The 18,405-nt window shown below is 69.3% G+C and carries 19 protein-coding genes and 1 tRNA gene; 10 read left to right on the top strand and 10 right to left on the bottom strand.

Features of this window, described 5'->3' with window-relative positions; all coding sequences use genetic code 11:
- Positions 1 to 72: 72 nt before the first annotated feature.
- The 3 genes from ACLQ3F_RS19365 to ACLQ3F_RS19355 form a co-directional block, all read right to left on the bottom strand.
- Positions 73 to 375: a hypothetical protein gene (locus tag ACLQ3F_RS19365; RefSeq protein WP_425850554.1), complete on the bottom strand. Its 303-nt coding sequence runs from the start codon at positions 373 to 375 to the stop codon at positions 73 to 75.
- Between the two features lie 107 nt (positions 376 to 482).
- On the bottom strand, positions 483 to 1,532 hold the full coding sequence (locus tag ACLQ3F_RS19360) for a GlsB/YeaQ/YmgE family stress response membrane protein (RefSeq protein WP_425850552.1): 1,050 nt from the start codon (positions 1,530 to 1,532) through the stop codon (positions 483 to 485).
- On the bottom strand, positions 1,529 to 1,939 hold the full coding sequence (locus ACLQ3F_RS19355; RefSeq protein ID WP_357201003.1) for a PadR family transcriptional regulator: 411 nt from the start codon (positions 1,937 to 1,939) through the stop codon (positions 1,529 to 1,531). The genes ACLQ3F_RS19360 and ACLQ3F_RS19355 overlap by 4 nt, the downstream gene beginning before the upstream one ends.
- 203 nt (positions 1,940 to 2,142) lie before the next feature.
- Between ACLQ3F_RS19355 and ACLQ3F_RS19350 the strand changes: the two genes are divergently transcribed.
- Positions 2,143 to 2,214, top strand: a tRNA-Lys gene (locus ACLQ3F_RS19350).
- A gap of 110 nt (positions 2,215 to 2,324) precedes the next feature.
- On the opposite strand, the gene ACLQ3F_RS19345 is transcribed toward ACLQ3F_RS19350, so the two are convergent.
- Positions 2,325 to 2,843, bottom strand: coding sequence for an SMI1/KNR4 family protein (locus ACLQ3F_RS19345; RefSeq protein ID WP_425850549.1), 519 nt, complete (start codon positions 2,841 to 2,843; stop codon positions 2,325 to 2,327).
- A 5-nt stretch (positions 2,844 to 2,848) separates the two neighbouring features.
- Positions 2,849 to 3,574 carry a DUF4839 domain-containing protein gene (locus ACLQ3F_RS19340; protein WP_425850546.1) on the bottom strand — a complete coding sequence of 242 codons (726 nt, stop codon included), beginning with the start codon at positions 3,572 to 3,574 and terminating at the stop codon, positions 2,849 to 2,851.
- Between the two features lie 222 nt (positions 3,575 to 3,796).
- On the opposite strand from ACLQ3F_RS19340, the gene ACLQ3F_RS19335 reads away from it, so the two are divergent.
- The 4 genes from ACLQ3F_RS19335 (at position 3,797) to ACLQ3F_RS19320 (ending at position 9,321) form a co-directional block, all read left to right on the top strand.
- Positions 3,797 to 4,504 carry a hypothetical protein gene (locus ACLQ3F_RS19335; protein WP_425850543.1) on the top strand — a complete coding sequence of 236 codons (708 nt, stop codon included), beginning with the start codon at positions 3,797 to 3,799 and terminating at the stop codon, positions 4,502 to 4,504.
- Positions 4,505 to 4,648: 144 nt separating this feature from the next.
- Positions 4,649 to 5,419 carry an IclR family transcriptional regulator gene (locus ACLQ3F_RS19330; protein ID WP_357200990.1) on the top strand — a complete coding sequence of 257 codons (771 nt, stop codon included), beginning with the start codon at positions 4,649 to 4,651 and terminating at the stop codon, positions 5,417 to 5,419.
- 438 nt (positions 5,420 to 5,857) lie between these two features.
- Positions 5,858 to 7,288, top strand: a complete 1,431-nt coding sequence (locus tag ACLQ3F_RS19325) for an extracellular solute-binding protein (RefSeq protein ID WP_425850539.1) — start codon at positions 5,858 to 5,860, stop codon at positions 7,286 to 7,288.
- Positions 7,289 to 7,413: 125 nt separating this feature from the next.
- Positions 7,414 to 9,321: an ABC transporter permease subunit gene (locus ACLQ3F_RS19320; RefSeq protein WP_357200983.1), complete on the top strand. Its 1,908-nt coding sequence runs from the start codon at positions 7,414 to 7,416 to the stop codon at positions 9,319 to 9,321.
- A 210-nt stretch (positions 9,322 to 9,531) separates the two neighbouring features.
- Here ACLQ3F_RS19320 and ACLQ3F_RS19315 read toward each other — a convergent pair whose 3' ends face one another.
- Positions 9,532 to 10,143, bottom strand: a complete 612-nt coding sequence (locus tag ACLQ3F_RS19315) for a dihydrofolate reductase family protein (RefSeq protein WP_355004761.1) — start codon at positions 10,141 to 10,143, stop codon at positions 9,532 to 9,534.
- Positions 10,144 to 10,322: 179 nt separating this feature from the next.
- Here ACLQ3F_RS19315 and ACLQ3F_RS19310 point away from each other — a divergent pair, with 179 nt between their 5' ends.
- Positions 10,323 to 10,883 carry a LysR substrate-binding domain-containing protein gene (locus tag ACLQ3F_RS19310; RefSeq protein ID WP_425850537.1) on the top strand — a complete coding sequence of 187 codons (561 nt, stop codon included), beginning with the start codon at positions 10,323 to 10,325 and terminating at the stop codon, positions 10,881 to 10,883.
- 63 nt (positions 10,884 to 10,946) lie between these two features.
- Here ACLQ3F_RS19310 and ACLQ3F_RS19305 read toward each other — a convergent pair whose 3' ends face one another.
- Positions 10,947 to 11,591 (bottom strand): TetR/AcrR family transcriptional regulator, encoded by a 645-nt coding sequence (locus tag ACLQ3F_RS19305; RefSeq protein ID WP_357203811.1) that lies wholly within the window; start codon positions 11,589 to 11,591, stop codon positions 10,947 to 10,949.
- Between the two features lie 56 nt (positions 11,592 to 11,647).
- Between ACLQ3F_RS19305 and ACLQ3F_RS19300 the strand changes: the two genes are divergently transcribed.
- Genes ACLQ3F_RS19300 through ACLQ3F_RS19290 form a run of 3 tightly spaced genes read left to right on the top strand, consistent with a single transcriptional unit; the run spans position 11,648 to position 13,223 of the window.
- Positions 11,648 to 11,941, top strand: coding sequence for a hypothetical protein (locus ACLQ3F_RS19300; RefSeq protein ID WP_112624669.1), 294 nt, complete (start codon positions 11,648 to 11,650; stop codon positions 11,939 to 11,941).
- Positions 11,941 to 12,843, top strand: coding sequence for a class I SAM-dependent methyltransferase (locus ACLQ3F_RS19295; protein WP_425850535.1), 903 nt, complete (start codon positions 11,941 to 11,943; stop codon positions 12,841 to 12,843). Before ACLQ3F_RS19300 ends, ACLQ3F_RS19295 begins: the two co-directional genes overlap by 1 nt.
- The gene (locus tag ACLQ3F_RS19290; protein ID WP_425850532.1) at positions 12,840 to 13,223 is read left to right on the top strand and encodes a hypothetical protein; all 384 of its coding nucleotides are present in this window, start codon (positions 12,840 to 12,842) and stop codon (positions 13,221 to 13,223) included. The genes ACLQ3F_RS19295 and ACLQ3F_RS19290 overlap by 4 nt, the downstream gene beginning before the upstream one ends.
- 42 nt (positions 13,224 to 13,265) lie before the next feature.
- Here ACLQ3F_RS19290 and ACLQ3F_RS19285 read toward each other — a convergent pair whose 3' ends face one another.
- Together ACLQ3F_RS19285 and ACLQ3F_RS19280 are read right to left on the bottom strand one after the other, a co-directional pair.
- Entirely contained in the window at positions 13,266 to 14,162 is an 897-nt protein-coding gene (locus ACLQ3F_RS19285) for a GNAT family N-acetyltransferase (protein WP_425850529.1), read from the bottom strand.
- A 27-nt stretch (positions 14,163 to 14,189) separates the two neighbouring features.
- Positions 14,190 to 15,350 (bottom strand): low temperature requirement protein A, encoded by a 1,161-nt coding sequence (locus ACLQ3F_RS19280; RefSeq protein WP_357203819.1) that lies wholly within the window; start codon positions 15,348 to 15,350, stop codon positions 14,190 to 14,192.
- Positions 15,351 to 15,530: 180 nt separating this feature from the next.
- On the opposite strand from ACLQ3F_RS19280, the gene ACLQ3F_RS19275 reads away from it, so the two are divergent.
- Positions 15,531 to 15,995, top strand: coding sequence for a hypothetical protein (locus ACLQ3F_RS19275; protein WP_357203820.1), 465 nt, complete (start codon positions 15,531 to 15,533; stop codon positions 15,993 to 15,995).
- Between the two features lie 58 nt (positions 15,996 to 16,053).
- Here ACLQ3F_RS19275 and ACLQ3F_RS19270 read toward each other — a convergent pair whose 3' ends face one another.
- Complete coding sequence (locus tag ACLQ3F_RS19270; protein WP_425850740.1) at positions 16,054 to 18,363, bottom strand: glycoside hydrolase family 65 protein; 2,310 nt, start codon at positions 18,361 to 18,363, stop codon at positions 16,054 to 16,056.
- Positions 18,364 to 18,405 lie beyond the last annotated feature (42 nt).

The raw sequence follows: 18,405 nt of genomic DNA, 5'->3' as shown, positions 1-18,405 counted from the left end.
ATCCACTCGACTTCCTGAAAGTCGCGGCATCCGAGCGCCCAGGACACCCCGACTACCGGGATCCCGAGTCGATCAAGGGCGAGGAGACTCGCGTACCCAGCCGTGCTTTTCCTTGCCCCGCCTACCGGCGGTGGCGGCCAGGCAGCGTGGGCAGATCCAGCCCACGGCGTCCGCCTCGGTGAGCACATCGGTACCCGAGTAGTCGAAGCGCACATGCGGAAAGCGACGCAGACGGGTCCGGCTCAGCGCCAGGCCGCAGACCGTCTGGTTCTGGCCGGGCAACCAGGCGTGCACCTCGCCACCCGGCTGGCGTACGCCAGCGCGCCCGACCTCCTCCCCGGAGGCCGCCACGGCCGGCACGCGGCTTGATCCCATGCCGGTCCTGGTTCCCCACCGGCCGCCACCCATGCGCCACCGTGCGGACCACGCCAGATCACCGACCCCACACCTCGGACCCCGCCACCCGGAGGTCCTGCCCGAAGTCAGGCCCGTGCCGTAGCGGTCGAGCGGTGTCCGCAGGTCGGGCAGGCGTCGTCGAGCACTCGCCGACGTACGGTCTGGTGTCGCGCGGCCTGGCCGGCGAGGGCCGCTGCCAGCAGCGCCGCGCCGACAAGAAGGATCGACCCGGTCGTGGTGGCGTAGGCCGCCGCGGTCGGTCCCCCTCCCTGGCTGCCCCAGATCCCCTGGCTGAGCTGGTTGGCACCGAACAGGGCGGCCGGGGTGGCGAGCAGCGCTGTCGCCCAGAGGCCGGCGTCGTCCGCTCGCAGGGCGCGACCGAGGCCGACGAGCAGGACCAGTGCGAACATCAACCCCCCGACCATCGCCAACAGCTCGGGGATCGAGCCGTACGAGGTGAACATGTTCCCGCCGTTCTCGGCGGCGCTGAATGCCACCGATGCGACAGTCACACAACCGGCAGTGAGCGGCGGCAGGCCACGCGCCACCCAGCCGGGATGGGAGGGCAGCGCGAGCGTGGCCAGGCCGAGCGCGACGGCGGGAACCAGCACGAACAGCGGTGGCCCCGGCTGCCCGGTTGCGGCGGCCACGGGCGGCACGACGACGGTCAGCAGGAGACCGCCGGCCGCGACAGAGCGGGCCCAGGCCCCTGGCAGCGCCGTCGCGGTGACGGCGACGAGCAGCCAGCCCAGCCAGATCACGGCCCCGAGGGTCTGGAACGGGCCGACCGGATCCAGCCCGGCGAAGCGGGGATCTTCGAACTCGACCTGCAGGAGCAGGAAGACGGAGACCGCGACCAGGGTGTTCAGCGCGGCGGTCGCGGCCAGCGGGAGAGCCGCAACCAGCCCGAGAGCGCCGTACCCGCGCAGTCGCTCCCGGAGCCCGGCGCCGAGCAGGTCGACGGCGTCGTGTGGGGATGGCCAGCGCCGCCCCGGATCGACGGTGTCGAGATACGTCCCGACGATCTCGTCGCCCCGCTCAGACCGGTAGTCACCCGGGTAGGCCCAGAGCAACCGCCGGTAGCGGGACTCCAGCGGCGACCCGGCCTGATCCTTTGCGGGGTTGGGCTGGTTCATGCCGGGCCTCCGGTCGGTCGAAGGATGGGACGGGCGACCGTCAGGGGGCCGCGTGAGGTGCCGCCGGCGGCGCGGGTGCCCGCAGGTCGAGCACGTAACCGCTGCGTGGCGGCCTCGACGTTGCGGCGCAGTCGTTCGGTCTCGGCGGTGAGCACGGATCGGCCAACCTCGGTGAGCCGGTAGTAGCGGCGCAGCCGACCCTCGACGACCTCCTCGCGGTCCCGCTCGACCAGTCCCTCGTCGGCGAGGCGGTCGAGTGCGCCGTAGAGGGTGCCGGGCCGCAGCGCCAACCGCCCACCGGAGAGGGCCGCCACGTCGCTGGTGATGCCGTAGCCGTGCATGGGTTCCCGCGCGAGCGCGGTGAGGATCAAGAAGGTGGGTTCCCGCAGCGGCGTGGGTGTGGGCATGACGTCAATATATCGGTGATGAAGCTATACCGGTGACAAAGCGGTGCGGAAGTTGGCGGAGACGTCAGGCCGGTGCGCCAGCGGGTCACTGAGCCCTGCACCGTAGACGGAGGTCCTGTGGCGCGGGCGTAGACCGGCATCGCTCCGCCGGACCGGGGGCGGACATCAGCCGGGCCGCAGACGGTCGGGTAACCTGAGCGCGCGGGCCGCTAGCTCAATGGCAGAGCTGTGGACTTTTAATCCATAGGTTCAGGGTTCGAGTCCCTGGCGGCCCACTCCGTTCCAGCTCAGCGGCCCTCCACGGGGTCGCTGTCTTTGTCAGCACGGCTCGGCACAGCAGTGGGGTCTCTTCGGTCCCAATCTTGTCGAGCACCCCTCACGCCAACTACCGGCACAGTGAGCCGATCAGCTCATCAAAGCCGGGGAACTCTTCGCGCGCTGCGGTAATGACGTCATCTGCCGACCTGCGACGCGACGGTGCCCAGCGTTGGGCGATCTCTGTGAGGCGGGCATCCGTGCGAGGTTCGTGTTCGTGATCGGGATAGGCCGTCACTTCCCACGGACCGAAACCGTCGGCGAGAAGCCACAGGTAGTCCCACAGGTTTTGCGCCACGACTCCCGTTTCGCCCTCCGAACCGAGAAACACCACCGGCTGCTGCTCGATTGGCTCACCGTGACGCACCAGCCAGAACGCGGCGAGGCCTCCGGTGCCGTCCTGCCCGAAGACCCGGAACTCGGAACCGTCCAGTTCCGCGTTCCCGGTCCACGCCCTCCACCACTCGGCAATCTCGCCCGAGTCGAGGAAGTTCGGGTACGGCTCGAAGTCGACGCCGACGCCGTCCCTGTAGTCGAAGCCGACTTCGTGAGCTTCGGACAGAGGAGTCGGCAGGGTACGGCTGTCCATCTTGACTACCGGGCTTCCGTGGAGACCGGGTCGAGGAAGAAGAGGCACTGGGCGGGGTTGAACTCACCCACCTCGGCGACGAAGCGGAATTTGTCGCCTACGCCGACGGTGGTGGGGATCTTCTTGCCGGTCAGCTTCAGGTCGAGGATGTTGACGTCCTCGTACTTGAAGGCCGGGCCGACCGTCGTGTTCGGTCCCATGTCGCCGGGGCCCAGGAGGAAGTCGTAGCGGGTGTCGTAGTCACCGTGGGGCGCCATGTTCACGATCGAGCCGTTGAACGCGACCGTCTTGCCCTCGTACCTGGTCGCGAAGGCAAGATTCGCGTCGTCGCAATCGTCCGCCTTCAGCAGCGCGGCGAACTCCGGATTGTTCTGCGGCGTGATCACCTCAGTGGCAGCCACCTCGACAGCGGTCGGAGCCGGCGTAGCAGACGGTTTCTCACTCATCGCAGCCGTCGATTTTTCCGACCCGTCCTTCTTTTCGTCTCCGCCACTGAGTGCCGAGGCGGTGCCGATGACGATGGCCAGGATCACGAGGACGGCGGCTGCCGCGCCGATCAGGAGCCACGGCTGTGGCTTCTTCGGCCGACGGAAGTTGACGGTGGAGCGGAGCGTGCCTGGAACCTGTTGCACGAGCTCCCAGCCATCGTTCTGCATCTTCGAGATGACCCAGCCGTCGGTGCCGCGAACTGGCCGTACCGTCTTGTACTCGTACTTGATTTCGTCGGCCATGCGGCTCCGCGCCCCCTGAGTGGACTGCTCACACCAACTGCCTGGCGCAGCATAGGGGACAGGCACAACTGACACCGGCCGTGTGTAACGTCAGTTTGATCGAGCGCCCCAGTGGGTCACATTCGCTGCCTGATGGCTGACGTCGCGCTGGTAGCCTGACGCCTTTCGGCGAGAGGCGGAATCTGTCCGGTGCACAGGATTCTGCTGCGTGGATTGGTCGCGGTGGCGACCGTCTCCGTGGTGGCCGCCTGCGGTTCTCCGGCGGCTCCCGCACCGGATCAATCCGCGCAGGCAAGGAAGCGGGCGACAGTCACGCAATCGCCTTCCCCAACAGTTCCGGCGACCGGCGGGCCCGGGTACTCCGCCGCGCTGTCCGCACGCCTGGTGACCCCGGAGTCGCTACCGCCCGGCTTCACCGTGGAGATCGCGACCACGATGGCACTCGATGCTGGCGACCGACGTCCAGACGTCGGCGCAGCGTGTTCGCGCAGCATGATCCCGCTGCTGTCGGCGAGGCGGCTGACCGGGACTCCGTCAGCGATAGCCGCAGCCACCCTCAGCTTCGACGCGGGTCCCGATGACCTGTGGGTGGGAACGGAAGTCCTCAGGACCTACACCGACGACGGTGCACGGCGAGCATTGGCGGACCTGCGGACGTTCATCGGCAGTTGCCCGACCGTTGTGCTGCCCGACCAGGGCGGCAGTTATCGCTTCGCGGTCGCTGCCGGGCCGCAGTTGGGCGATGACAGCCTTCACGTCATCAACGCCACGACGTCGGGTCCTGAAACCCTGGAGTGGGACGTCATCCTCGTCCGGACCGGCACCACCTTGGTGGTGGTTCAGGCGGAGGGCAACAAGCCCGGGGGCGCCGAACACCTCACCCGGGTGACCGAGGCCGCGCTTCACAGATTCCAGACGACCGGGTCCTGAACGCCCCGGAATCCGGGCGCGTTGCAGCGGATCAACGACGAGGTTGGCACCTGGCGCGGCGGGCTGACGTAGATATCCTCTTCAGGTGCTGGCTCGTGTGGAGATCGTTGATACGGGTCCGGCACTGCGAAGGGACTATCGAACATGCCCCGTGTGGTACCGGCGGTCATCCGCGCACTCGACGTCCTGGAACTGTTTCTGGACTGCCCTCAACTGTCGGCCCGCCAGGTGATGGAGCGACTCGATCTGCCCCGCACGACCGTCCACGAGTTGCTCGTGACGCTTGAGGCTCGCGCGTACCTGATCTCGATACCGGGTCAGCCCGTGCAGTATCGGCTCGGCATGCCGCTGTTCCAGTTGGGCGCAGCGTTCGCGGGCCGGCTTGATCTGGTACGCGAGGCGCAGGGCGTCGCGCGGGACGTGGCCGCCGCGTGCGATGAGGCGGTTCATGTGGCGGTGCTCGACGGCGCCGATGTCATCTACCTCGTCAAGTTCGACAGCACCCACCCGGTTCGGATGGTTTCCGGGGTCGGGCTGCGGCTGCCCGCGCACTGCACGGCAGTGGGCAAGGTGCTGCTGTCGGCCCTCGATGAGGCCGACCTGGATGCCGTCCTGCTGAAGGACCCCCTGCCGGGCATGACGCCGGACAGCATCACCGCTCCGGATCTTCTTCGTGAGCATCTGGACCGGGTCCGGGTGGAGGGCGTCGCTGTCGACATCGGTGAGTCGGACACTGCGATGCGCTGCGTCGCCGCGGGGATCCGGGACCACACCGGAGCCATCATCGCTGGGATGAGCCTGTCCGCGCCGATCATCCGTTGGACGCCTCAGGTGCAGGTGGAATGGACCGGGCTGGTTCGCGAGGGGGCGGCCGCGTTGTCGGCTCGCATGGGCTACCGCGCGCAGCCTCGATAGGCCGCCTCCCGCTTTCGGTTCGAAACAACATCGAAACATTGACATCGCTCTTCGCACTGTTCTAGCGTCGCGACCACTCGATCCGGTATATCGAACCTAGTTCGAAATCTCGAACGGCGGTGGTCCCGTGGCTCGACCGAACTGGAACGTCAGCGCTACTGCCTTGGCCCGGTCGCCGATCGCCTCGACCCCGTCGCGCCATCCGACGAGCGGCACCCGACATGTCTCGGGTGGCTCCGACGAAGCGCGCGGCAGTGGCCGTCCCACTGTGACGGGCGGGCCCGCTCGCCACCATGGCGGCCCACCGACGCACTGATCTCGACGGGCGACCCCCGGTGGTCGCCGGCAGAAACCAACTGGAACACAACCGTCGCGGTGTCCGCCAGCTGTGCCTTCGGCGTGCAGCCGTGCGCGGGGAGATGAAGGAGGCGAGTGTCCATGGAGGACAAGTCGGGGTGGTCACGGCGCGGCTTTCTGGGGATGGGGGTTGGGGTGCTCGGCGCGGCCGGTCTGGCCGCGTGCGGTGGCGACTCCGATCCGCCCAGCAGGGTGCAGCCGGAGGTTCCGCAGGAGCTCATCGACGCCGCGGCGGCGATGAAGGGCTCCTCGATGGGCATGCTGTCGCAGAAGCTGTACTCGACGGCGGCGAACGAAGCCCTCGACAGCTCGATCAAGAAGTTCGCCGACACCACCGGCACGAAGATCGAGAACAGTCTGGTCCAGGCCGACGCCGGTGACGTGGTGGCCAAGATCGACGCGGAGGTCAAGGGCGGGGTGGCCCGCGACCTGGCGTTCATGACCGACTCACGGTTCGTCGCGCAGTTCCAGGCGCTGGGCGACCTGGAGGACGTGACGGACGTCGTCAACGCGCTGACCGCCAAGTACGGCGAGCCCTGCGCCGAGGCCAAGAACTTCTGCGTCTTCGACGGCAAGTGGTTCGCCATCCCGTACCACTTCATCGGGATCGGGTCGTTCCTGCGCAAGGACTGGATGCAGGACAAGGGCATCACCCCCAAGGACATCTACAGCTGGGAGGAGCTGCGGGACCTGTGCCTGGAGATCTCCGATCCGGCCAAGCGCCGGTTCGGCTGGGGCATGACGGTGAACCGGTCCGGCGACGGCAACGGCATGATCGAGGCGCTGATCAACGCCTACGGCGGGTCGATCGCCGCCAACGACGGCCGGAAGGTCACCTTCAACTCCCCGGAGACCGTGCAGGCGGTGACCTTCCTCGGCGACATCTACACCAACCCGAAGTACAAGCCGATGTTGCCGCCGGGGATCGCGAGCTGGACCGACACCAGCAACAACGAGAACTGGCTCGCCGGCATCCTCGGCTACACCCGCAACCAGTTCAGCGTGTACGCGGACTCCAGGACCAAGAAGAACCCGGTGCACGCGAACACCCACGTGTTCTCCGACTGCATCGGGCCGGCGACCGACAATCCGCTGCTGCTCGGCCAGTCGCAGGGCTTCGTCGTCTTCAAGGGTGCCAAGAACCCGGCACTCGCCAAGCTCCTGGCGCAGTACCTGGTCAGCGCGCCCGCGCTGCTCGGTGTGGCGAAGGAGGCGCCCGGCCTGGTGATGCCCGCCTGGGAGAAGGTCTGGGACGCCGACCCGTTCTTCACCAGTGGCGACCCGGCGTTCCCCATGCTGCGCAGAATCACTGAATTGAAGCTGCCGCTGAACACGAAGAACGGCCTGACCTTCCCGCAGAAGGCCAGCGCGGGCCAGCAGGCGGTGGGGTCGGCGTACGTCCTCACCGACATGATGCAGCAGGTCGTGCAGGGCACCGCGCCGGCGCAGGCCGTGTCGGCCGCCCACGCGAAGATGGTGCAGATCTTCAACCAGCAGGGGCTGCCGCAGTGAGGTCTGTCCGTCCTGCCCGGGTCCCGGCGGCGAGAAAATCCTCGCCGTCGGGGCCCGGCTCCCTCACCGCTGTCCAGCGGCGACTGGGTCGCGACTGGCGACTGGCGGCCCTGTTCCTGGCACCGATGGCGGTGCTGGTCGGTGGGCTCGTCCTCGTGCCGATCGCCCGGTCGATAATCACCAGCACCACGGAACGGCACGGGCAGGACACCGTCTTCGTCGGCCTGGACAACTACCTTGCGCTCGTCGGCGACGACCAGTTCCACACCGGCGTGGTGAACTCGTTCGTATTCACCGCGTACGCCGAGATTTTCAAGGTTGTGCTGGGGTTGGCCGCCGCCCTGCTGCTGCACCATCGCCGACGTGGGCGGGCCGTGCTGGCCGGGCTGCTCCTGGTGCCGTGGGTGGTGCCGACGGTGGTGACGGCGTTCAGCTGGCGTGCGCTGCTCGACCCGATCTTCGGCAGCGTCAACACGCTGCTCACCGCCACCGGGATCGGGCCGCTCCTGGCCAGCGCGCACCTTGTCGACAGCTGGCCCGCGGGCTGGCTGTCCGACCCGTCGCTGGCCATGCCGTCGGTGATCCTCGTCAACGTCTGGAAGGGGGTGCCGTTCTTCACCGTGTGTTTCCTCGCGGGGTTGAAGGCCATCCCGGCGGACCTCTACGAGGCGGCGACCATCGATGGTGCCTCGGCGTGGCAGCGGTTCAGAAGCGTGACGCTGCCCGGACTGCGCCACGTGATCACCGTGACGGTGACGCTGTCGTCGATCTGGACCTTCAACAACTTCGACCTCGTCTGGTTGCTGACGCAGGGCGGCCCGGGCGACGTGACAGCCCCGTACGTGCTCATCGCCTACTCGAAGGCCATCCTGCAGCTGCAGTACGGCGCGGGCGCGGCGGTCACGCTCGTCATGCTGCCGATCATCGGCGGGCTGGTGTTCGTCCTGGTCCGGTTGTTGCGCCAGGACACCAACATCAAACTGCCCCGGCGACGCCGCACAGCGCTGCGGATCGGGGCACAGCGCTGGGCCGGGACGGCGCGGCGGGCGCTGCCGTGGGTCGTCACCGCACTGGTCACCGGTCTGCTGCTCTGGGCATCACCGCAGATCTTCTGGAAGGCGGCGGTGGTCCTCGGTGTGATCCTGCTGATCGCGGCGGGGGTCGGCCGGGTGGTCTCGACCCTCCAGTCCCGAGGTGGTCGCCGTTCGTCGACAGCGGTCTCGGGTGTGGGTTCCTGGGCCGCGCTGGCTGGCTTGCTCTTCTTCGTGCTGGGCCCGCTGTACTGGATCTTCGTCACGGCCTTCAAGTCCGAGGGTCAGGTCGTCATGCGTACCGACGACCTGTGGCCGACGCCGTGGACGCTTGAGCAGTTCGGCGCCCTGTTCGACAACCAACCGTTCGGCCGCTGGTATCTCAACACACTGCTGGTGTCCGCGGCGTCGACCGCTGTGGCACTGGTCTGCGCCGCCCTGGCGGGCTACGCGCTGGCCCGGCTGCGGTTCCGCGGAGCGCAGGGCTTCACCGTCACGGTGCTGCTCACCTACGTGATGCCGGGCGCGCTGCTGTTCATCCCGCTGTACCAGATGCTCATCGGTGCCCGGCTCACCGACTCGTTGTGGTCCCTGGTGGTGACGTACCCGACCTTCACGCTGCCGTTCGCCACCTGGCTGCTGGTGGGGTACTTCTCGTCGATCCCCATCGAGTTGGAGGAGGCCGCCCTGGTCGACGGTTGCAGCCGCATCCAGGCGTTCGGCCGGGTGGTGCTGCCGCTGGCCAAGCCAGGGCTGCTGGCGGTCGCGCTCTTCACCCTGACCAACGCCTGGAACGAGTTCCTCTTCGCCTTCGTGTTCATCACGAAGGACGAGTACAAGACGCTCCCGGTGGGGATGCAATCCATGATCGCCGGAGACGTCGTGCCGCAGGGACAACTCGCCGCGGCGTCGCTGCTGGTCAGCATCCCCGTGGTGATCATGTACGCCCTGGGGCAGCGCTTCCTGACCGAAGGGCTCACCGCGGGCGCGGTGAAGGGGTGAGCCGACGGGCCGCTGGTGCCGATCGCGCACCAGCGGCCCGACAACGGACCGTCCCCACGACGGCTCCGGCGAGCGTCGGGTCAACCAGCGACTCGGACCGCTTCCACGTCTGCCGCGATCATCGAGAAGACGGCCATGTCATGTGCCTTCTCGCCATCCCAGGTCATGTTGATGGCCCGGGCGAGGGCGTTGGTCATGGGTGCGGTGCCCTCACGCGGTCTCGGTTCCGGTCTGTGCACGGGCGTAGGTGAGGAAGAGGGCGCCACTGTCCAGAACTGTGTGGTCGGTCAGGCGCCAGGTGCGTGGTGCGAAGACGGCGTCACGGCCGAAGAGCGGGATGCCGGCACCAATGGTCAACGGGGCAAGCTTGATGATCAGCTGGTCGATCTCGGAGTAGAGGGCACCGGCCAGCGCGCCGCCGCCGATCACCCAGACGTCCTTGCCGTCGTGCCGCTTCAGCTCCCGTACCGTGGCGATCGGGTCTTGACCGATGACCTCGACGGCCGGGTCGGGGCTGCTGCCCAGCGTCCGGGAGAACACCAGGTGGCGCAGGTGCGGGTACGCGTCGGTCACACCGGCCTTCAGGCCCACCTCGTAGGAGTTGCGCCCTTCCACCACGGTGTCGAACCGGCTGCCCTGATCGGTGATGCCGAACGCCTGCCGGGCCGGACCGGGGAGGGTCTCCGGGTACTCCGCGACGAGGTGGCGCAGGTAGTCGTCCGGAATGGGCCAGAACCCGCCGGGGCCGGTCGGGTCGGCGCCGTCGGGGCCGGCGATGAAGCCGTCCAGGGTGGCGGCGATGTAATACACGAGCTTGCGCACGACGATCTCCTCGTTCAGGCTGCCGGTCGCTGTTCGGCGACGACGTCCATCAGCCTGCCCGGCAAGACACCGGGCTACAAGATCACAACTGGTAACGTGCCATAACCCTTCCAGCCGGCGTCTCGGGCGGCGGTGCCCGTCGGATCGGTGCCGCGCTGTTCGAGCGGAACAACCGGCACGTGGCACTCACACCCATCGGCAAACGGCTCTTCGACGACATCGAGCCCATGTACCGGGGACTGTACGAGGGCATGGACCGGGCCAGGCTCGCCGCACGCGGCAAGACCGGGGTGCTGCGGGTCGGGTCGATCGCCGTCAACCTCCATGACTTCCGCGAGTTGTTCGAGCCCATCGTGCTGGCCGTAGGGGCGACGCACCGGCTGGCCGGCCGGACATCGGTCTCCTACGAGGATCTGGCGGACGAGACGGTCATGGGCGGGGCCCGGCCGGACTACTGGCGGGAGATCCTGGTGCCCGTACGCACACCCAGCGGACGGTTGATCCCGATCGGCCCGTCGGTCTCCAACTTCCAGGAGATGATCCCCATCCTCGTCACGGGCGAAGCCGTCTCGCCGGTGCAGGCCCAGGCCGCGCGCTACTACGCAAGGCCGGACATCGCCTACGTGCCCATCCACGACGCTCCTCCGGCCCGGTGGGCGCTGATCTGGCGTACCGGCAGCGAGACGGAACTCATCCGCTCCTTCGCCAGCAACGCGCGGGGTCTTCACCCCGTCGAATAGCCCGCCGCGTCGGCGGGCCAAGGGGCCACAGCTTCGGCAGCACGCCATGACCGGTGCTCTCCGCTATTCGGCGCCGGCGATGATCGCGCCGCTGACCGTGTCCACATACCACCGCTGGTACTGCTCGATCGCCCATCCGCGTTGCCGGACGAGCCAGTCGAAGTTGCGAACGTCCTGGGCCAACCAGAGGATGTCGGCCACCTGATCGACGCTCAGGTCGGGGCGTACGCCTCCCGTGCCGACTAGTTCGGCGGCGAACATGGCCATGCCGCGACGGCGGTCGTCGACGTTCTTGCGCCAGATCTCGGCGGCGTCCGGATCGGCCGTGGCCGCGCCGGCCAGCGCGAGCATCACCTGGGCCTGCCGGGCGTTGACCTCGGCAAGGTGACGTGCGTAGCGGGCGAGCTTGGCCTGGGGGTCGGTGAGGGCGCGGATCTCGGCGACGAAGGGCCGGTCCGGCAGGGCCACCGGTTCGTCGTCGCCGGCCAGGGTGACGTCGACCAGCTGGGAGAGCAGTTGCCGCTTGCTGCCGAACACCGCGTACAGGGTCTGGACCGCGACGCCGGCTTCCACGGCGACAGCGGTCAGCGGTGTGGCCGCGTAGCCCGGGTCGACGAACAGCCGGCCAGCCGCTTCGAGGATCGCTCGCCGGGTCTGTCGGGCCTGCTCCTGTCGGCGGGAAGAGTCATAACGTCTCTTGACAACCACCTCTCCAGTGTAGTGCTCTATTGGATAGAGTCTCACTCTATCGAGAGGTGGCGGCCATGCCGTTCGGTGTGTTGCAGGAAATGCCCGGCGTCAGCGAGGCGGAGTACCGGCAGGTGGAACGACACCTCGGACCGGACCGACCGCCGGGTCTTCTCGCGCATGTCGCCGGGCCGACGGAGGACGGCTGGCGGATCATCAACATCTGGCAGGACGAGGCGGCATTCCGCCGGTTCCAGTCCGAACGGCTGGTCCGGGCTGCTGGCTTGGCGGCACAGGAGGACGGCTTCGACCCGACGAAGGCGGCTCACTTCCGCTCGATGAGCGTCGACGGCGCCGAGATGCCGTTCTGATGGCCGACACCGCCAGCCTGCGGGCTCGCGGCGCCGCTTTCTGGGCGGGCGCGGCAGCTGGCTGGATTCGCCACGCCGATCGGCAGGACGAGACCGGTCGGCCGTTGGGCGCGGCTGCCATGGATCGACTGGCCGCACGACCCGCCGAGCGAATCCTCGATGTGGGCTGCGGCTGCGGCGGCACCACGGCCGAGATCGCCGTCGCAGTCGGCGAGACCGGCGCGGCGATCGGTGTCGACATCGACGAGGCGATGGTGACCGCCGCTCGACGCCGATTTCCCACCGACGGGTACCCAGGCATCCAATTTCACGTGGCCGACATCGACACTCTCGATGTCGTGCCTGGTGCCCCGTTCGACGCGGCGTTCTCACGAATGACCCTGATGCTGTTGGCGGACCCGGTTGCCGGCTGCCGCACGATCCGGCGATCACTGCGCCCGGGAGGGCGCCTCGCCGCGACCGTCTTCCGCGACAGTGGTGCCAACCCGTGGCTGTCCGCGGCGATGCTCGGCGCCGCACCGCATCTCGGGCCGCTACCACCACTCCCGGTCGGTGACGAGCCCGGTCCGTTCGCGTTGGCCGACCCGGCGCGGCTCACCCGGATCCTCACCGCCGCCGGCTTCACCGCCATCACGATCACACCGTGCGATGTCGCCCTGGAACCTCCAGACGACGCCGACGCGGTGGCCGAATGGCTCATCGAGGTCGGCCCGGCCGGTGCCGCCTACCAGGCGGCTCCGCCGGCTGGTCGGGCCTCGGCCCGGGCGGGGGTCGCCCGGCTGCTCGACCGGTTCCGTGAGCCCGGCGTCGGCTACCGGCTGCCCACCGGCCTCTGGCTCGTCGCCGCGAACGCCGCCGGAACCCCTACCCACCGCGAAACCCGTGAGGACAAGATCCAATGAGTACGTTCCGACCGCTCGCACCAGCAATCTGCCTCGTGCTCGCCCTGACGGCGTGCACCGAGGCCGACGCGCCCGAGCCCACTGCGGTGCAAGACACGACAGGACCGACCAGCGCGGCCGGATCCGCTCCGGCCGACGGCTCTCCGGTGTCGGCGAAGGACGTGTGCGCCTACCTGGACGGCCAGGTGCCGACGCTCAAGGGAATCGGGTCCGAGACGGGCGCGATGGCGAACCTAACAGTGAACCTCTATTCCTGGTACGAGAAACAGGGCCCGGTGCCCAACGGCCGTGACATCGACAATCAGACCCGCAAGGAATGCCCAGCGACCCGGACCGAGGTGCTGAAACTCGCCGGCATGGAGAGCTTCGAGCGGCTGTAGCCGCCGCGAACGCGACGCCCGATCACCGGACGACCGCGGCCGTCAGTGCCCCAGCTGCTTCTCGAACCAGTGGTGGGCGTACGGCTCGGTGTTGTACGCCTCGACCTCCCGGTAACCGGTCGCCCGGTACAGGGCGATGGCCTCGGTGAGGTTGCGGTTGGTGTCCAGCCGGACCGCTGTCGCCCCGCGCTCGGCGGCGTACCGTTCCAGCTCGCCCAGCAGTCGCCGCCCGACGCCGAGCCCGCGTACCGTGTCGGCCACCCAGACGCGTTTGATCTCGGCGGGCGCGTCGGGGTGGAGTTTGACCGCGCCGCAGCCGATCGGTGCGCTGTTGAGCGTGGCGAGCAGAAGCACCCCGTTGGGCGGGACGAGCGCTTCGTCGGGGAGCGGTTTGCTCAGTGCGGGGTCGAACCCGTCGTCGAATCGTCGTGCGATGTCGCGGGCGTAGGCCCGCAGGCACGCACGGGCTCGCGGGTCGCTCGGTGGGCACGGCTCGATGACGACCATCGAGCCCATGAGCAGCCGTTCGACCTCGGCCATGGCGGTGACGAGTCGTTCGCGGCGGTGTTCGCTGAGCGGTTCGAGGATCGAGGCGGCGAGTTCGTCCGACCGCTGGTCGAGGTCGGCCCACTGGGTTCGGCCGGCGTCGGTGAGCGTGGCGACCCGTACCCGTCCGTCGCCGCCGGCCTGGTCCGCCGGTCCAACGGTGATGAGGCCGCCGTGCTCCAAAGTGCGCAGGAGTCGACTGAGATATCCGGAGTCCAGGCCGAGCCGGGCCCGTAGCGTGGCGACCTCGGCGCCGGCGGGGCCGATCTCCCAGAGCAGCCGAGCCTGCCCGAGAGGGCGCCCCTGGGCCATGTACTCGTCGTCGAGCGCGCCCACTCGTTGGGTGACCGTCCGGTTGAAGCGCCGCACGGCGGCGATGAGAGCCGAGTCCATATACCTGACTTTAGTCAGGATTCTTGGCTACGCGTCGGCTCGGTGTCGGTACGAGCCGATCCCGGCGTGGTCCAGGACGACCACCGCGAGCGCTACCCCGGTGGCGACCGCGCTGACTGCCAGCAGCGGCATCCGCAGAACAACCGCCGCGCCGGCCAGCACGAACAGGGCGGCGACCCGGGGCCAGGAGAGTCGCCGGTGGATCGCCGCCGAGAAGAGGATCCGCCCGAGGAGGAACAGCATCGGGCCGCTCAGGATGAACAGGACCGTTGTGATGTCACCAGTTCGCAGAGGGTGCGCGATGCTCAGCTCGGCGCCGACGGAGGTGACCACCAGCCCGGCGATCATCACCAGGTGCAGATATCCGGTGATGACGCCGAGACTGGCCGGATCGGCACGCTCGATGGCGGGGCCGAGGCGCTGACCGGCGGGCGTGACATAGAGCAGACCGATCAGCACGGCGGTGGCGAAGACCAACAGGAACGCGACAGTCTGCGGGAAGTGAAGATCGGTGTCGGCGTACGAGAGGCCGGCGACCAGGACGAGTTCGCCGAGCGCGATGATCATGATCTGCTGGTACCGCTCGGCGAAGTGCTCGCCAGCCAGGTGCAACTCCTGCCGCCCGGTCCGGCCCATCCCCGGCGTGGGCCAGCGAAGCCGCGGGCCGGTGAGGTCGATGGCGAGGGCGAGCAGCCAGAGCGGCACCCGCCACTGCGGCAGAAACCCACCGACCAACCACGGTACGGCGGAGACGCTGAACCAGCAGAGGATGCGCAGCGTTCGAATCTGTCGCGGATGACCGCGCAACCCGACGGCGGTGACAACGCCCCGGGCGATGTGCACCGAGACGTACGCCCCGGCGAAGAGCAGGCCCCGCCCGTCCAGCGCCTGCGGGATCGCCACCCCGGCCAGCAGGCTGCCCAGCGCGGCACTCACCAGCAACCACCGCACCGCCGGACTCTCCGGGTCGTACCAGTCGGCGAACCAGGTGGTGGGCACCCAGATCCACCAGACGCCCGTCAACAGCAGGGCGGTACGCAGCGCGCCGGCCAGGCTGAGGTCGTGCAGCAGGTGGGCGGCCAACTGACTGAGGGCGAGCACGAACGCCAGGTCGAAGAACAGCTCCAGGAACGAGGCGCTCAGCGGCGAATTACCGCCCCGCAGCAACCGCTCGGGTCTACTCGCCATCGGCGCTCCTCCCGCCGACGCACGCCCTGCGTCCGTCGTACCACCCGAGGCCGGCCACCGGAGGCGAAAGCGGTCAGCGGCGGAGCGACGACCCACCGCCCCCTCGTGTCGTTGATCCGGCTGCGCCCATGGTCACCGCTGGCCACGGTGGGGGCGCCGACTCAACGAGGAGGGACGCCGATGACCGCTCAGCGCGAGACCGTGCAGGTCGACAACGACCTGTTCCGCGCCGTGTACGACTCGCCCGCATCACTGCCCGGCCGACACCGCTGGACCACCCCCGAGTCGGACGTCCGGCGGCTGGAGAAACTGCTCGGCATGCCGGCGCGCAGCATCGGCGCCCCGCTCTGGGTCAGCGGCGACGAACCTGACTGCCCGAAGTGCCGCCGACGGGTCACCTGGTATGACATCGTCTCGTCGGCGCTCTCCGGCCTGCACGACAAAGCCATGATCGCCACGGTCATCCTGGGCGAGCGCAAGTACGTCAACACCGAGATCCCGGACGCCATCGCCGGGGTGCGCTGCTCCGACTGTCACACAGCGATCGACGGTCTGCGCAGCTTCAAGTGCCACAACTGGGCGTACGCCTTCGAGGCGCTGGAGGCCGTCCGCGAGCGGATGACCGGCGGTCCCGCCCCGACCTGAGCTGGAGCCCGCGCCGACTCGGGACGAAGCCGCGCCAGCCCGAACCGGTCGGGGCGACTCAGTCGGCTGAGCGGCGGGTGGGGCGGCGGCCGGGCGGGGAGGGCGGTTCCGGGCCGGGGTCGGGCACCGGCGGCATCGGTCGGGTGACCGGTTCGGCGCCGGTGACCCGCAGCGACTCGCCGTGGTGCAACAGCTCGACCTCGGCATCCGCGGCGGCGTCGGGCAGCTCGTAGCGGGCCTCGGCCGGAGTCAACGTGACCCGCAGCCGGTGGCCGCGCCAGCGCAGGCTGAACGCCAGCCTGTCGATCCGGCGCGGCAGCCGGGGGTCGAAGGAGAGCATCCCCCGGTCGTCGCGCAGCCCACCGAAGCCCTGCACCAGCGCCAGCCACGCGCCGGCCAGCGAGGCCAGGTGCAGACCGTCGGCGGTCTTGTCGCCCAGGTCGGCCAGGTCCTGAAGGACCGACTCGGCGAACAGGTCGTACGCCAGATCCAGGTGCCCGACCTCGGCGGCCAGTACGGCCTGCGGGGCCGCCGACAGCGACGAGTCGCGGACCGTGCGGGCCTCGTAGTAGGCCAGGTTGCGGGCCTTCTCGTCGGCGGTGAACTCAGCGGGGCAGAGCTGCATGGCCAGCACCAAATCGGCCTGCTTCACCACCTGCTTGCGGTACAGCTCCAGGTACGGAAAGTGCAGCAGCAGCGGGTAGTCGTCGTCACCGGTGTTCGCGAAGTCCCACTCGGGCTGTTCGGTGAAGCCGGCGGCCTGCTGGTGCACCCCGCGCTCGCTGTCGTACGGGATGGCCATCGCGTCGGCGGCGGCCCGCCAGCCGGCCACCTCGTCGAGGTCCACGCCGAGCCGGTCGGCCAGCTCGGGATGCCCCTCGGCGGCGTCCGCCGCGCCGCGCAGGTTGCGCTTCGCCATCAGGTTGGTGAAGACGTTGTCGTCGACCAGCGCGGCGTACTCGTCCGGGCCGGTCACCCCGTGCAGGTGGAAGCCGCCCTCGTCCGACCAGTGGCCGAAGCCGTGCCAGAGCCGGGCGGTCTCCACCAGCAGTTCCAGCCCCGCCTCGGCCAGGAACCGCTGGTCGTCGGTGGCCGCCAGGTAGCGCAGCACCGCGTCGGCGATGTCGGCGTTGACGTGCAGCGCGGCGGTGCCCGCCGGCCAGTAGCCGGAGCTTTCCCGACCGCCGATGGTGCGCCACGGGAAGGTCACGCCGCTCAACCGCAGTTCGGCGGCCCGCTCCCGCGCCTCGGGCAGGTGGGCGTGCCGCCACCTCAACGCCGAGCGGGCCACCGCCGGGGCCAGGTAGGTGAGCACCGGCAGGACGTAACTCTCGGTGTCCCAGAGGACGTGCCCGTCGTAGCCGTTGCCGGTCAACCCCTTGGCCGAGATGGTCCGGTCGGAGTCCGGGCGACCGGCCTGGATCAGGTGGAACATCGCGAACCGAACGGCCTGCTGAAGCTCCGGATCGCCGTCGAGCCGCACGTCGGCGACCTGCCAGGCCGCGTCGAGGGCGGCGCGCTGGTCGGTGAGCAGGGCGTCGAAGCCGTCAGTGCGCGCCGCGTCCGCCTCGGCGGCGACCAGGGCGGCCAACTCGTCGGCGGGCGTCGCGTCGACCGTCGCCCACTCGTAGGCGGCGAACTTCGTCAGCCGCAACCGCTCCCCCGGGTGCAGGCGACCCGCCACGGTCAGCCGTACCCGGTCCGGGGTGCAGTCGCCGCTGGTAGTCACAGTGCTCGGACCTTCCAGCAGGTGACTGACCGCGACCGCCACACGCTGGCCGCTGCGCTCGGTGCGGTGCACCAGCACCCCGTCGTGGCCGGTCGCACGGTACGTCTCGGCGGTCAGCGGGTCGCTGGGCACCGAGGCGGCCCGAGGGTCGTCCGAACGCTCCGGCACCTTCTCATTGGCCAGCAGGTCCGAGCAGACCCGCAGCTCGACGGCGGTGTCCAACGGCTCGACCTCGTACCGGACGGCAGCCACCGGGCGACGCGGCAGGGACACCAACCGGGTGCTAAGGATGCGTACGCCCCGCCCGGCCGGTGAGATCCACTCGGTCTCCCGTCGCAGCACGCCGGTACGCAGATCGAGCACCCGTTCATGGCTGCGCAGCGACCCGGTCCGGAGATCCAACGGCTCGTCGTCGACCCAGAGCCGGATCAGTGCGGCGTTCGGTGCGCTGATGACGGTGTCGCTGGCCGGCGGGAACGCGTACCCCTCCTCGGGATAGCTCAGCTCACGCCGCTCGTGGAAGCCACTGACGTAACTGCCCGGCATCCCGCACGGGGCACCCTCGTCGAGCACCCCACGCCAGCCGATCCACCCGTTGCCCAACGCGAAGATCGACTCGGTCTCGCCGAGCCGGTCCATGTCGGCCTCCGTGCGCCGGATCCGCCAGGTCTCGTCGTCCGC

The sequence above is a fragment of the Micromonospora sp. DT15 genome (assembly GCF_049841475.1).
In the GTDB taxonomy this organism is placed as follows: domain Bacteria; phylum Actinomycetota; class Actinomycetes; order Mycobacteriales; family Micromonosporaceae; genus Micromonospora.
This window is presented reverse-complemented; position numbering and strand designations above follow the sequence as displayed.